13 protein-coding genes are annotated in these 14,049 nt (G+C 58.9%); 6 read left to right on the top strand and 7 right to left on the bottom strand.

Annotation, left to right across the window (positions count from 1 at the left end; translation table 11 throughout):
• Nucleotides 1–4: 4 nt before the first annotated feature.
• Together B9Z45_RS06570 and B9Z45_RS06575 are read right to left on the bottom strand one after the other, a co-directional pair.
• Nucleotides 5–1,099, bottom strand: a complete 1,095-nt coding sequence (locus B9Z45_RS06570; RefSeq protein ID WP_108406430.1) for a restriction endonuclease subunit S — start codon at nt 1,097–1,099, stop codon at nt 5–7.
• The gene (locus B9Z45_RS06575; protein ID WP_108406431.1) at nt 1,096–2,550 is read right to left on the bottom strand and encodes an N-6 DNA methylase; all 1,455 of its coding nucleotides are present in this window, start codon (nt 2,548–2,550) and stop codon (nt 1,096–1,098) included. The genes B9Z45_RS06570 and B9Z45_RS06575 overlap by 4 nt, the downstream gene beginning before the upstream one ends.
• Before the next feature lie 169 nt (nt 2,551–2,719).
• On the opposite strand from B9Z45_RS06575, the gene msrB reads away from it, so the two are divergent.
• From msrB to B9Z45_RS06590, 3 genes are all read left to right on the top strand, one after another.
• Entirely contained in the window at nt 2,720–3,214 is a 495-nt protein-coding gene (gene msrB, locus B9Z45_RS06580; protein ID WP_108406432.1) for a peptide-methionine (R)-S-oxide reductase MsrB, read from the top strand.
• A gap of 2 nt (nt 3,215–3,216) precedes the next feature.
• Nucleotides 3,217–3,903, top strand: coding sequence for a peptide-methionine (S)-S-oxide reductase MsrA (msrA, locus tag B9Z45_RS06585; RefSeq protein ID WP_233252101.1), 687 nt, complete (start codon nt 3,217–3,219; stop codon nt 3,901–3,903).
• An 88-nt stretch (nt 3,904–3,991) separates the two neighbouring features.
• Entirely contained in the window at nt 3,992–6,202 is a 2,211-nt protein-coding gene (locus B9Z45_RS06590; RefSeq protein ID WP_108406433.1) for an OsmC domain/YcaO domain-containing protein, read from the top strand.
• Nucleotides 6,203–6,418: 216 nt separating this feature from the next.
• On the opposite strand, the gene B9Z45_RS06595 is transcribed toward B9Z45_RS06590, so the two are convergent.
• The 3 genes from B9Z45_RS06595 to B9Z45_RS06605 are packed head-to-tail and all read right to left on the bottom strand — an operon-like array spanning nt 6,419 to nt 8,535.
• A complete protein-coding gene (locus B9Z45_RS06595; RefSeq protein WP_108406434.1) occupies nt 6,419–6,964 on the bottom strand; it encodes a DUF1003 domain-containing protein in 546 nt (181 codons plus the stop codon).
• A 57-nt stretch (nt 6,965–7,021) separates the two neighbouring features.
• Nucleotides 7,022–7,846, bottom strand: a complete 825-nt coding sequence (locus B9Z45_RS06600; protein WP_108406464.1) for a YgcG family protein — start codon at nt 7,844–7,846, stop codon at nt 7,022–7,024.
• A 47-nt stretch (nt 7,847–7,893) separates the two neighbouring features.
• Nucleotides 7,894–8,535: a LemA family protein gene (locus B9Z45_RS06605; RefSeq protein WP_108406435.1), complete on the bottom strand. Its 642-nt coding sequence runs from the start codon at nt 8,533–8,535 to the stop codon at nt 7,894–7,896.
• Between the two features lie 196 nt (nt 8,536–8,731).
• On the opposite strand from B9Z45_RS06605, the gene B9Z45_RS06610 reads away from it, so the two are divergent.
• Together B9Z45_RS06610 and B9Z45_RS06615 are read left to right on the top strand one after the other, a co-directional pair.
• A complete protein-coding gene (locus tag B9Z45_RS06610) occupies nt 8,732–9,382 on the top strand; it encodes a BON domain-containing protein (protein ID WP_108406436.1) in 651 nt (216 codons plus the stop codon).
• Nucleotides 9,383–9,655: 273 nt separating this feature from the next.
• A complete protein-coding gene (locus B9Z45_RS06615; RefSeq protein WP_108406437.1) occupies nt 9,656–10,879 on the top strand; it encodes an MFS transporter in 1,224 nt (407 codons plus the stop codon).
• A gap of 36 nt (nt 10,880–10,915) precedes the next feature.
• On the opposite strand, the gene B9Z45_RS06620 is transcribed toward B9Z45_RS06615, so the two are convergent.
• Both B9Z45_RS06620 and pobA read right to left on the bottom strand, forming a co-directional pair.
• Entirely contained in the window at nt 10,916–11,785 is an 870-nt protein-coding gene (locus tag B9Z45_RS06620) for a CoA transferase (RefSeq protein ID WP_108406438.1), read from the bottom strand.
• A gap of 143 nt (nt 11,786–11,928) precedes the next feature.
• Entirely contained in the window at nt 11,929–13,122 is a 1,194-nt protein-coding gene (gene pobA, locus B9Z45_RS06625) for a 4-hydroxybenzoate 3-monooxygenase (protein WP_108406439.1), read from the bottom strand.
• 146 nt (nt 13,123–13,268) lie between these two features.
• Between pobA and B9Z45_RS06630 the strand changes: the two genes are divergently transcribed.
• The gene (locus B9Z45_RS06630; protein ID WP_108406440.1) at nt 13,269–14,039 is read left to right on the top strand and encodes an IclR family transcriptional regulator C-terminal domain-containing protein; all 771 of its coding nucleotides are present in this window, start codon (nt 13,269–13,271) and stop codon (nt 14,037–14,039) included.
• Nucleotides 14,040–14,049: the final 10 nt, after the last annotated feature.

A 14,049-nucleotide genomic window follows, 5' to 3' on the forward strand; every position in this document is an offset into this window, starting at 1 on the left:
GCACCTACTGCGTCAACTGCCCGCTGAAGGCTTGGTGCAGCAGGGATTTTTTGAGGTCGTCGAGGGCGGTGAGTTTTTGGCGGTAAATGAATTCCAAATCCTCGACCTGTTTAAGTAAGCCGCTGAGTAATTTAAGTTGGCGGTCCTGTTCTTGGATTGAAGGGAGTGTGATTTCCAATTCTTTGATCATTCCAAGCTTGAGAAATTTCGTGCTGGACCCTACGGATTGTTCTTTGAATTTTTTGAGGCTTTTGATCATCTGGAAATAGAGATAGCGGTAGCGCAACTTTTCTTCATCTTGGATCGTGATGACGTAGGTACGTTGATAGGCGTTGAACTTGCCGCTGTAGTGTTTGACGTTGAAATCACCAACGGCATTGTTACCAGCTAACAAAATGGCCTCGCAATCAAAGGCGAAGGTATCAATCTCAAAAATTTCTCTTGAGCAGGTGAAGAACGGGTACTCACCGTCAACTACGGCAGCATTGGCATCTAGTTTTCCGGTTTTGATCGTCACGTATTCGCCGAGTTGTTCCTTTTTTCCCTCAATTAAATACAAAGCACTTTCAAAAAGCTCGCGGGCGTTTCGGAGGTTCTTTTCGGCGTTGGCTTTTGCAGTGGCGATGTCGGCAAAGGCTTCGTCGAGGAGGGTGACGATGCGGCGTTGTTCTTCGATTGCAGGAACTACAACTTGGAGCGCTTCAATTGCGGCTTTATTGATAGACGCGAAAACGGCCCCTTCTGTTCCGGCTATTCCGTCCTGTTTGGATAACAGTTGGTAATAAAGAAAGTCCGAATCAATAGTGTCATTGGTCCGGATTGCCGCTAATCCACGCCCAATACAGATTTTTTGATCAGTGAAGTTGACAGGGCCAACTGGCGCTCTGACTGACATCAGGATGTCGCCAGGTTCTCCAATTTTCGTTACGTAAGTCGTCCAAGTCGTTGGTTCACCGATGACCCGTTCTCCAAATTCTTTTTTGCCTTGGTAGAAAGGCAAACCCTCACCCTTATCGTTGTAATACTTGCCTTCTGGCGACTGACCAGCGATAACTTTTGCAACGCTGCCAAGCGAGCATGGCTTGTAACCCGCATTCACGCCAACAACCCCCGAATATTCCCCAACACCTCCGCCGCCTCGGCATCCAGCGCCGCGATCTCGTCCAGTATGTCTGCCGGGCTGCGGTGCACCACTGCTTCGCCGCCGTTCGGGTTTTTCACCGACAGGTCAAACGTGTCCAGGTTCACGCTGTCAGCCGCCACGCTCCAGCTTTTGGGCGAGTCGGCAAAGCTCTTTTGCAGTTGCACAAACTCCACCAAGTCCGCGTCGTTCAGCGGATTAGTCTTGCCCATGTTGCGGCCGGGGTCCAATTGGTAGAACCAAGTCTTGCGGGTGGGCTCGCCTTTGGTGAAAAACAGCACCACGGTTTTGACGCCCGCGCCTTGAAAGGTGCCGCCGGGGCAGTCCAGCACGGTGTGCAGGTTGCAGTCGGTCAGCAGTTGTTTGCGCAGGGCCACACTGGCGTTGTCGGTGTTGCTGAGGAATGTGTTTTTGATGACCACCGCCGCACGGCCCCCGGCACGCAGGCTTTTGATGAAGTGCTGCATGAACAAGAAAGCGGTTTCCCCGGTTTTGATTGGGAAGTTTTGCTGCACTTCTTTGCGCTCTTTGCCGCCAAAGGGCGGGTTGGCCAGGATCACGTCGTAGCGGTCGCGCTCCTGGATGTCGTTGATGTTTTCGCCCAGCGTGTTGGTGTGCACGATGTTGGGTGCCTCGATGCCGTGCAGGATCATGTTCATGATGCCGATCACGTAAGCCAGGCTCTTTTTCTCTTTGCCGTAAAAGGTGCGTTTTTGCAGCGTGTCCAGGTCGTCGGCCTTGGTGGCTTTGGGGCTGAGGTAGGCAAAGGCTTCGCACAAAAAGCCTGCCGACCCGCAGGCCGCGTCATAGATGCGTTCGCCAATTTGGGGCTGCATCACCTCGATCATGGCGCGGATCAGTGGGCGTGGTGTGTAGTATTCGCCGCCGTTGCGCCCGGCGTTGCCCATGTTTTTGATTTTGGCTTCGTACAGGTGCGACAGCTCGTGCTTTTGGGCCTGGCTCCCAAAGCGCAGTTCGTCGATGCGGTCGATCACATCGCGCAGGTTGTAGCCACTCTGGATTTTGTTGGTGATCTCGCCAAAGACTTCGCCGATTTTGTATTCGATGGTCTGCGGCCCGCTGGCGCGTTGCTTGAAGCCTGCCAGATACGGAAACAGTTTGCCGTTGACGAAGCCTTTGAGGTCGTCGCCCGTCATGGCGGCGTTGTGGTCGATTTTGCCGTCAGCCCCTTTGGGGGCGGCCCATGTGGCCCAGCGGTAGGGCTCGCCCAAGATGAACTGGTAGTCACGCCCCTCCAGCACCGCCTCGGTGGCTTTGTCGGCTTCGAGGGCGTCGAGGTACTTTAAAAACAGCAGCCAACTTGATTGCTCGGTGTAGTCCAGCTCGCTGGTGCACCCCGCGTCTTTGTGCAAGATGTCATCGATGTTTTTAAAGGTTTGTTCGAACATAGGTTTGCATTTTAGGGGGCGGCCATACCCCGCATTCGGGCTGCTGAGCTTGCGGCTTCAAAAAACATGACAATCCACCAGCCAATGCTGACGACCCTGTAACTTTTGGCCTTCCCCAACGAACTGGGTCATGAAGCCCCGTGTTTCAGCAACCAACCAGGTCACTCCCATGAAACGACGTCATATGATCAAAATTTTCTCGGCCTGGCTGGCCAGTGCCACCGTGCCCTTGGGCGCGGCGGCGGCCGCTTTTCCACTGAAGAAAACCAAAGCCGAGTGGCGCAAGTTGGTCTCGCCGAGCGCGTATGAGGTGCTGTTTGAGCACGGCACCGAACGCCCGGGCAGCAGCCCGCTTAACGCCGAGAAGCGGCCCGGCACCTTTGTGTGTGTGGCCTGTAACTTGCCCTTGTTCAGCGCGGCCCACAAATACGAGAGTGGCACGGGTTGGCCCAGTTTTTTCCAAGCCTTGCCGGGTGCTTTGGGCACCACCACTGATTTCAAGCTCATCTACCCGCGCACCGAATACCACTGTTCGCGCTGTGGCGGGCACCACGGGCATGTGTTCGATGACGGGCCCAAACCCACGGGCAAGCGCTTTTGCAACAACGGTGTGGCCTTGGCGTTTGTGCCCGAAGGCCAAACCCTCCCCGCATTGAGGGCATGACCATGAACACCCCATCTTTTTGGAAGCCTCTGCGTTGGTTGACCATGGCATGCGCCGCTGGCGCTTTCTTGTTGACGGCTTGCACGCCCAGCCAGTCCACCAACGCAGGCCAAGCCTCTGCGGCCCAGCCCACGCCCACCGAGTTGGCGGCAGCGCCCGTGATCAACGGCCAGCCCATGGCTTATGCCCTGTTTGCCGGTGGTTGTTTCTGGTGCATCGAAGCCGACTTTGAAAAATTGGCCGATGTCTTGGCCGTTGAGTCGGGCTACACCGCCGGCCAAACGCCCCAGCCCACCTACGCGCAAGTCAGTGCCGGTCGCACGGGCCATACCGAGGCGGTGAGGGTGCTGTACGACCCGAGTCAAGTCAGTTACGCGCAGTTGGTCGACTATTTTTGGCGGCACATCGACCCGACCGTCAAAGACCAGCAGTTTTGTGATGTCGGTCCTCAATACCGCAGCGGAATTTATTGGCAAAATGAGGCCGAACGCGCCATTGCCGAAGCCAGCCGCGACGCCTTGATCCGCAGCGGCCGATTCAGCACCATTCACACCGAGCTGGCGCCCAGCTCTGCGTTCTATCTGGCCGAGGAGTACCACCAGGACTACTACAAGAAGAACGAACTGCGCTACCGCTACTATCGATTGAGTTGTGGGCGGGACGCGCGGGTTAAAAAGCTCTGGGGTTGAGGCCCCTGCGCCGGGCCAGTTCTCTTGGCCTTGGCGTATCACAGACCCATCGCCCCTTTGTGGGCGTTTGTTTTTTTGGAAGCACAGCATGGATATCAAAGTCAATTTTCTCGACAAACTGCGCCTGGAGGCCAAGTTTGACGACTTCACTGTGCTGGCCGATCAGCCTATTCGTTACAAGGGCGATGGCTCGGCGCCGGGGCCGTTTGATTATTTTTTGGCGTCTTCGGCTTTGTGTGCGGCGTATTTTGTGAAGCTGTATTGCGAGACGCGCGGCATTGCCACCGAGCACATCCGCTTGTCGCAAAACAACATCGTGGACCCTGATAACCGCTACCTGCAGACCATCAAGATTCAGGTGGAGTTGCCGGCCGATATGTCCGACAAAGACCGCCAAGGCATCTTGCGGTCCATCGACCGCTGCACGGTCAAAAAGGCCATTCAAGCCGGGCCGGTGTTTGTGGTCGAGGCGGTGGACAACCTGGATGCCGACGCGCAGGCCTTGCTCATGCTCAAGCCCGATGCGCTCACGCAGACCCGCATTGCGGGCAAAGACTTGCCGCTGGAGCAGACCATCGCCAACATGACGGCGGTGCTGGCCAACTTGGGCATCAAGATCGAGATCGCGTCGTGGCGCAACTTGGTGCCCAATGTGTGGTCGCTGCACATTCGCGACGCGCATTCGCCCATGTGCTTCACCAACGGCAAGGGCTCAAGCAAAGAGAGCGCTTTGGCCTCGGCGCTGGGCGAATACATTGAGCGGCTGAACAACAACCACTTTTACGCGGGCGTTTTTTTTGGCGAAGACATCGCGCAAGCCGACTTTGTGCACGATCCGCAAGAGCGTTGGTTCCAGCCCGGCAAGGGCGACGCGTTGCCCAAAGGCTTGTTGGATGCGCACTGCTTGCGCATTTACAACCCCGATGGCGAGCTGCGCGCCTCGCACCTGTTCGACACCAACTCGGGCAACACCCAGCGCGGCATTTGTGCGCTGCCCTATGTGCGCCAGTCCGACGGTGAGCTGGTGTACTTCCCGTCCAACCTGGTGGAAAACCTGTTTGTGAGCAACGGCATGAGCGCGGGCAACACCTTGGTTGAAGCGCAGGTGCAGTGTCTGTCCGAAATTTTTGAGCGGGCCGTCAAGCGCGAGATCTTGGAAGGTGAAATGGCTTTGCCCGACGTGCCACCAGCCGTGCTCGCCAAATACCCCGGCATCGTGGCGGGCATCGAGGCCTTGGAAGCGCAGGGTTTCCCGGTCTTGGTCAAAGACGCTTCGCTGGGCGGGGTGTACCCGGTGATGTGCGTGACCCTTATGAACCCGCGCACGGGCGGTGTGTTCGCGTCCTTTGGCGCACACCCCCGTTTGGAGGTGGCGCTGGAGCGCAGCCTGACCGAGCTGCTGCAGGGCCGCAGTTTTGAGGGCCTCAACGACCTGCCCGCGCCCACGTTCATCAGCAACGCCGTGACCGAGCCCAATAATTTTGTGGAGCACTTCATCGACTCCAGCGGCATCGTGTCGTGGCGTTTTTTCAGCGCCCAAGCTGACCATGCGTTTGTGGAATGGGGCTTTGCCGGGCAAGGGGAAGACGCCACCGCCCAAGAGGCCGCCACGCTGTTCGGCATCTTGCAGGCCATGGGCAAAGAGGCCTATGTGGCGGTGCACGACCAACTTGGTGCCACCGCTTGCCGTATCTTGGTGCCCGGTTATTCCGAGGTGTACCCGGTCGATGACTTGATTTGGGACAACACCAACAAAGCGCTCTTGTTCCGCGCCGATGTGCTGAACCTGCACCGCTTGGACGACGAGGCCCTGGCCGCTTTGTTGGATCGGTTGGAGAACAACGAGCTTGACGATTACCTCGACATCGCTACGCTGATCGGCATCGAGTTCGACGACAACACGGTGTGGGGCCAGCTGACGGTGATGGAGCTGAAGCTTTTGATTCACCTGGCTTTGCAGCAGCTGGAAGAGGCCCACGAACTGGTGGGCGCTTTCTTGCAGTACAACGACAACACGGTGGAGCGCCGCTTGTTTTACCAAGCCTTGAATGTGGTTCTGGAAGTCACGCTGGGCGAGGACTTGGCCTTGGCAGATTACGCTGTCAACTTCAGGCGCATGTTCGGCGATGAGCGCATGGACGCGGCCGTTGGCTCAGTGGACGGCAGCGTGCGCTTTCATGGCCTCACGCCCACCAGCCTCAAGCTGGAAAGCCTGGACCGGCATCAGCGCTTGCTCGACAGCTACAAAAAACTGCACGCTGCGCGGGCAAGTGTGGCAGCGAAGCGGGCCTTGGTTTGAACCCACCAAGCGGGCACTTAGCTCATGCTGCGGCGTTGCTGTTGCAGCGGCTTACCTCCCACGAATTGCCAGACAAAGATGCCAATTCTTTCAGCAAAATAGCAAGGACAGCATGGCCGCATCATCGATCATGTTGCGCGTGGCATAGCTTGCCAAGCGCCAAGTGAGCTGGGTGATGTGTTCCAGCCAGTCGGGTTTGTCCATGGCGCTATTGTCTCAAACCCTCGGCGTCATGGCTGCGACTTGGGCAGTCAGGTCGCGCACGGCCTGGGTCAGGGCCAGCAGCTCTTGCTCTTTCATGAGGTCGATTTTTTCGTGCAGTAGCTCGATTTCCAGTTCGGCTTTGACGTTGATTTCGTAATCGTTTTGCGCGTGCCGGCGGTCCAGCACGGACTGGCGGTTCTGGCTCATCATGATGGCCGGCGCGGTGTAGGCGGCTTGGAACGACAGCAACAGGTTGAGCAATATGAAGGGGTAGGGGTCCCACGCGCCTCGCCCGACCAGCACATTGCCCGTGATCCACAAAGCGATGGCGCTGCTCTGAAAAATAATGAATCGCCACGAGCCGATGGTGGCCGCCACTTTGTCGGCCAACCTTTGCCCGCGAGTTGGTGGCCCGATGTCAAAGTGCTCCTGCGGCGTGGTGGCTTCTGGTGCCTGCCTGCGCCTGTGTGCCCGCCTGTGCGCCCGCAACACGCGAAGCTGGTGTACATCTTCCGGCGAAATTTGGCTCGCTCGGCGTTCTGGCAATTGGTCGGTCATGGGAACACTTTCAAAAGTGTGTAGCGGTGGTCGGGTGAGCGCCTCAATGTCATGCGCTCACCATTTGCCCGATGCGCCCCCACCGCCAAACCCGCCACCGCCGCCCTTGAAGCCACCCCCAGGACCACCCCCCGGGCCACCGCGCCCACCAAGTCTGGCGCGCAGCAGCCCGGCAATGCCGACCCAGGTGGTCAGCAGGGTGATAAAAGAGGCGGTCAGCGCCAAGGACAAGATGCCCAGCATGAACCAGGTGAAAGCGCCGACGAGGGCGGCGGTCATCACTGCGCCCGGAAATCGCCCCAGCACAGCCCGCAAGACAACGCCAAGCAGCGCGCCCGCCAAAATGATCCAGGCGATGTCGTTGAAGGGGTCGGCAGACTGGCCTACCGCAGGTGAGGGCAGTGGTTCGCCATCGATCACCCCCATCATGCGCTGCACCCCCACCGAGATGCCGCCTGCAAAGTTTTGCTGCCGAAAGGCGGGGGTGATGACTTCTTCGATGATGCGTTTGCTGGTGGCGTCGGTCAAAGCGCCTTCCAGCCCGTAGCCCACCTCGATGCGCACCGTCCGGTCGTTTTTGGCGACCACCAAAATCGCGCCATCGTCCACTTTTTTGCGGCCCAGCTTCCATTGCTCAGCGACACGCAGCGCATATTGTTCGATGGTTTCGGGCTGCGTGCTGGGCACCAGCAACACCGCCAGCTGGCTGCCTTTGCGGGCTTCAAATGCGGCCAGTTCTTGCTCGATATTTTTTTGCTGCTCTTCGGTCAGGGTGTTGGTCTGGTCAATGACATGGCCCGTCAAGGGCGGGACAGGCACTTGCTGCGACACCGGTGGTGCCAACTTGGGCGGCGCCTGCGCGCTGCAAAGCGAGGCACCCAGCAGCGCCCCGAGCACTAAAAAGCCGCCAACGGCCTGTCGTAAAAAGATCACTTGGGCGCACCTGGTGCGGGTGCCGTTGGTTTCGCTCCAGGGCCGAACTCAACGACAGGGGGTTTTGAGATGGCTTGTTCGTTGTCGACCGTGAAGTTGGGTTTTTCCTTGTAGCCCAACGCCCAGGCGGTCAGGTTGGAGGGGAAAGAGTGCACCGTCACGTTGTAATCTTTCACGGCCGTGATGTAGCGGTTGCGCGCGACGGTGATGCGGTTTTCTGTGCCCTCAAGTTGGGCTTGCAGGTCAATAAAGCCCTGGTTGGCGCGCAGGGTAGGGTAGTTTTCTGCCACCACCAGCAGCCGGGACAAGGAGCCCGACAGGTCTTTTTGGGCCTGCTGAAATTTCTGGAACGCTTGCGGGTCGTTCACCAATTCGGGCGAGGCCTGAATCGATGTGGCTTTGGCCCGCGCCTCCACGACGGCTTGCAAGGTGCTCTGCTCGAAGTCGGCCTGGCCTTTCACCACGTTGACCAGATTGGGAATCAGGTCGGCGCGGCGCTGGTATTGGCTGAGCACCTCGGACCAACTGGCCTTGACCTGCTCATTGCCACTTTGAAAGCGGTTGTAGCCACAACCCGTGAGGCTCAAGGTGCTGGCCATCAGGAGCAGGGCGATCCATCGGTGAAATGCAGATGTCATGACTGATCTTTCGGGGTGAGTTACAGGCTTTCAATAGGCTTTCAATAACGGGCCCTCGATCAGGGTATGCAAGTTAAAAGCGAAACACAGTGCGCTAACAGACACGGACACCTTCAAGGACAAGGTCAGTTAAGGCACAGACGTGCGGGGCTTTCGTTTCAACAATGGCGCTTTTCCCAACACTTGAAAGCAAGCCATGAAAACAGACAAACAACTGCAAAAAGACGTGATGGCCGAACTGTCGTGGGAGCCTTCCATCAATGCGGCCCACATCGGGGTAGAGGTCGAGCAAGGCGTGGTGACGCTGTCCGGGCATGTCGACAACCTGACCCAAAAGTGGACGGCCGAGCGGGTGGTCAAACGGGTGGGTGGTGTGCGCGCCGTGGCGTTTGACCTGGCGGTGAAACTGGCCGATACCGACAAACGCAATGACACCGACATTGCCCTGTCGGCCATCAACACACTGGACTACGCCAGCTCAATGCCCAAAGGGGCGATTCACATTGCGGTGGAAGAGGGCGTGGTCACCCTGCGCGGAGAAGTGGCCTGGGATTTCGAGCGACAGGCCGCCGAGTCCATGGTTCGTGGGCTGCACGGGGTGCGCAACGTGATCAACCTGGTGTCGATCAAACCCAAGGTCAGCCTGACCGCTGTCAAAAGCGAAATTGAGGCCGCCCTCAAGCGCCGCGCTTACCTGGATGCACAAGAGATCAATGTCACGGTGGAGGGCGACGCCATCACCCTCAGTGGCAAGGTGCACAGTTGGACCGAAAAGAACCTGGCCATCCATTCCGCATGGAGCGCACCGGGTGTGCGTTCGGTGATCGACAAGACGGTGATTGTTTGAAGACCTGCTCTGTAGAAGCGATGCCCGGCAGCAGCGCTGTTGGACATTTCGGCAGAGTTTTCATTTCGAACGCGCAGGCCTTTGAGCATGGGGTGTTGAAGTGGGCGCCACGACATCGGGCACATTGTCTTTTTACAAAAAATCGTGCGGGGGCTGTTTGATCTGTGTCGTGAAAACGGCAGGCTGAGCTGGCATGCAGTCACCAGGGCTGATGCCCAAGTGACCTGGGTCAGTTCGTTGCCACTTTAGGATAGGGGCATCGAAAGGCTTTTGATGTCTCAACCTTTGTCTGCATCGTTTAGGCGTTTGGCCTTGTCGAACCTTCTGGCCCAGTCGGCCGAGCAACTGAGCTTGGCGGCGGTGCCCATCGTGGCCGTGCTGCTGCTGAAGGCCGGGCCGGGCGAAATCGGTTTTCTCGCGGCCATTCAGTCACTGCCTTTTTTGCTGCTGTCCATGCCTTTGGGTCTGTTGGCTGATCGCACCTCGCGCACACGCTTGATGGCAATGGCCGAGGCTTTGCGCGCACTGGCCTTGCTGCTGCTGTTGGCGCTCATCCTTTCAGGCCATGTGTCGATCACGGCCTTGGCAATCATCGGGTTTTTGGCGGCGGTGGGCACGGTGGCGTTCAGTGTGGCGGCGCCTTCGCTTGTACCTGCGCTGGTGCAGGTCGATGTTTTGGCGCAGGCCAACGGCCGCCTGGAGCTGGCGCGCAGCGCCGCTTTTGCCGCGGGGCCAGCCCTGGCCGGGGCCTTGATCGCGTGGACCGGGGCGTCGGCGGCGTTTGTGTTGTCGGGCATGTTGTCGATCTTGGCAGTGCTTTGTTTGCGGGGCATCGGTGAGCCTGTGCGTGCTGCGATGCCCGCGCGCCACCCTTTGTTGGAGCTGCAAGACGGGGCCAAGTGGGTATGGCAAAGCGATTTGCTGCGGCCCATCGTTTATTGCTCGATCGCCTGGAACATTTCTTGGTTCATGCTGCAGGCCGCTTATGTGCCTTATGCGATCAATGACCTGGGGCTGGACGCCAGTGGCGTGGGCGTGACACTGGCGTGTTACGGCATGGGCATGATCGTGGGGGCCTTGCTCGCGCCACGGGTGGTGGGCTTGTTGCCTTTTGGCCAGGCGATTTTGCTGGGGCCATATTTTTCGGTGTTGGCGGCGTTCACGATGGCCATGACCTTGTTCTGGCCGCAGGGCTGGCTGGCGGCGTTGTCTTATTTTTTGTTCGGCGCGGGGCCGATCATTTGGACCATCACGTCGACCACCTTGCGCCAGACCGTCACCCCGCGCGCCATGATCGGGCGGGTCACGTCCATCAACATCGTGGTCAGCACGGGTGCCCGGCCGCTGGGTGCGGCCTTGGGCGGCCTGTTGGGGGTGAACTTTCCGGTCTCGGTCAGCCTGTGGTGCGTGGTGCTGGGCTTTGGCCTGCAGGCGGTGTTTATTGGCGCGTCCAAGGTTCGAACCCTGAAGCGCCTGCCCGATCCGCTGCCTGACTGAAACTGGCGGACCTAGCAGACCTCGCAGGCCCGGCGATCAGCGCGGTAGCGTCATCAAGGGAATGTCTTTGGCTGCAGCCAGTTTGTCCAGTTGCGCACGTGTTTGGCCTGCCAGAAAAGCCTCGATGGCTTGGCGGGTGGATGGCTTGAACAGGTCTTTCACCGGATGCGCAAGCTGTATGCCAGCGGCTTCGCACAATCTGGCGGCAAAGTGCGGCTCCAACGCAGCCACGGCCACGCGCCCGTTTTTGCAGGTATACATGCGGTATCCCGCATGCGCGCCGCCCACTGCACCTTCGGGTGTGGTCATCCTCAGCTGGCGGGGCAGGGCCAGCCAGGCAGCCGCATCAGACAAAGCCACTTCGTGGCGTGAGCCTTGGCCAGTGGTCTTGAGAGATATCAGCGCCTTCAGCGTGGCTTCGCTGGCCATAAGCGCGCCGCCCATGTCGGCAAACAAACTCGGGGGCAAATCCATGCCGGTGACCAGACCCACCTCGGCCTGGTAAGTCAGGTCATGGCCGGGAATTTCGGCCAACGGACCCGGGGCGCCCACCACTTCGATCAGGCTGAGCGCGGGGTATTGCTTGTGCAGTGTTTTCCAGCTCAGTCCGAGTTTGGCCAGGGCCGATGGGCGAAAGGAGGCCAGCAAAATGTCGGTGTTGGGCAGCAGTTTGTGCAGGGCCGCTTGGCCCGCTGCCGTCTTGAGGTCCAGTGTTTTGTGCTTGACGCCTTGGTGCAGCATGTCGTAACCGCTGGGCGTGTAGTGCTGCATCGGGTCGCCGGCGGGCGGATTGATCTTGGTGCATCTGGCACCCATCTGCGCCAGGCGCATCAAGGCAGCGGGGCCGGGCAGGTTCAGGGCCAGGCTGACGATGCGCACACCGCGCAGGGGTTTTGAAGATGACATGCAAGGCCTTTGAGTCAGCAGGCCACCGCGCCGTGCGGTGACCTTTCAAATGGCATTATGGGCAGTGCCCTGACAAGGCGCTGTCGCCAGGGGGGCGAAGTGGGCAGGGCAGGAGGGTACGAAGACTGCTCAATGGAAGTGCTTCATTCACCAAAGTTCAACGGCAAGCCCACATAATTTTCAGCCATGGTGCGCGAACCCGCTTCGCTGTGGATCAGGTAGTTCAGTTCGGCATCCTGAAATTTCTGACCGATGTCGCCGTTCTCCGGAAAGTGGTGCATCAGGCTGGTGAACCACCAACTGAAGCGTTCGGCGCGCCAGATGCGGCGCAGGCAGCGCTCCGAATAAGTGTCGATACCGGCTTCGGTTTTGTCCTGGTAGAACTCGATCAAAGCAGTGGACAGGTATTTCACGTCGGTCGCCGCCAGGTTCAGGCCTTTGGCGCCAGTGGGTGGCACGATGTGGGCCGCGTCACCCGCTAGAAACATGCGGCCAAAGCGCATGGGTTCGGTGACAAAGCTGCGCAGAGGGGCAATGCTTTTTTCGATGCTCGGCCCCGTCACCAGATGTTCGCGGGCTTCAGGGTCCAGGCGGTGGCGCAACTCAGCCCAGAAGGCATCGTCTGACCATTGCTCGACTTTGTCGGTCAATGGCACTTGCAGGTAATAACGGCTGCGTGTGGCGCTGCGCTGCGAACACAGGGCAAAGCCCCGTGTGCTGTTGGCGTAAATCAGTTCGTGGTGCACAGGCGGTGTGTCTGACAAAACGCCCAGCCAGCCGAAGGGGTAAACCTTTTCGTATTCCTTGATCGCGCCTTGGGGCGCACTGGCCCGGCACACGCCATGAAATCCGTCGCAGCCTGCAATGAAGTCGCACTCGATGATGTGCTGCTGGCCATTTTTTTCGTAGGTGACGCGGGGCTTGGCGGTGTCGAATTCATGCACCTGTACGTTGTGGGCTTCGTAGACCGTTGGCAAGCCTGCCGCTTGGCGTGCATCCATCAGGTCGCGGGTCACTTCGGTCTGGCCATAAACCATGACGTTTTTGCCGCCTGTGAGTTGGTTCATGTCGATGCGGTGGCGTGCGCCCTTGAACAGCAGGTCAAAGCCGCCATGGATCAGCCCTTCCTTGTGCATGCGCCCACCCACGCCGGCTTCATCGAGCAAGTCCATGCTGACTTGTTCGAGCACACCTGCACGAATGCGTGAGAGCACGTAATCGCCACTTTGGCGCTCCACAATGACGGCGTCGATGCCCGCTTTGTGCAGCAGTTGTCCGAGCAAAAGGCCTGAAGGGCCGGCGCCAACGATAGCAACCTGGGTGCGGGTAGTGGTCATGGCTTGTCTACTTGGGGCATTCAGTTCAATCAATGCAAGCTTAGGCGCATGGCTTTAAACATGGCACAGGTTTGGTTAAGTTTGTGCGATTGATCGATTAATTGTGCGATAATCGCGCAAATTAATGCAGCTTGAAAGAACTGAATATGCCCATTGCCAAAGCCGATTTCATCGAAGGTCTGGCCAAAGGCTTGGCCATGTTGGAGGCATTTGACACCGATCGCCAGCGGCTGAACGCCACCTTGGCTGCACAGCGCACCGGCATCACCCGGGCGGCGGCACGGCGGCATTTGCTCACCCTGGCCGAGCTGGGTTATCTGGAGACCGATGGCAGCCATTACTGGTTGTCTGCCAGGGTGTTGCGTTTTGCCGGCAGTTACATGGCCACCTCGCGGCTACCGCGTTCGCTGCAGCCCACCCTGAACCGCCTAGCGCAGCAAACGCAAGCGGCTTTCAGTGCTGTGGTGTTGGACGGTGGGGAGGGCGTGATCGTGGCCCGCAGCGCCGGCTCGGCCGAGCCGGTGCGGCATCTGGCTTATGGCTTGCACCTGGGTGCACGTTTGCCTGCGCACGCCACCTCCACAGGACGGGTGCTTTTGGCCAATTTGCCCAAGGCCGATTTCAACAACTGGCTCAAGGGCCGTGCCTTGGCCCGCATCACGCCGCAGACGGAAGTGGGCATGGGGAAATTCAAGGCGCTGATTGATCAGGTTCGCTGCGATGACCACTGCCTGGCCCGCGATGCTCACGAGCTGGGCATTCACGCATTGGCTGTGCCTCTGCGCAATATGCAAGGCCAAGCGCTGGCCGCGTTGAATGTGGTGGGCAGCTCGGACCAGTTGTCCGACGCTGCCGTGCAGCGCAAGTGGTTGCCCTTGCTGCTGGATGCAGCGAGAGAGTTGCGCCCTTTGTTGTAGCTTTGCACGA

The organism is Limnohabitans sp. 2KL-17, from assembly GCF_003063415.1.
GTDB lineage: Bacteria > Pseudomonadota > Gammaproteobacteria > Burkholderiales > Burkholderiaceae_C > Limnohabitans_A.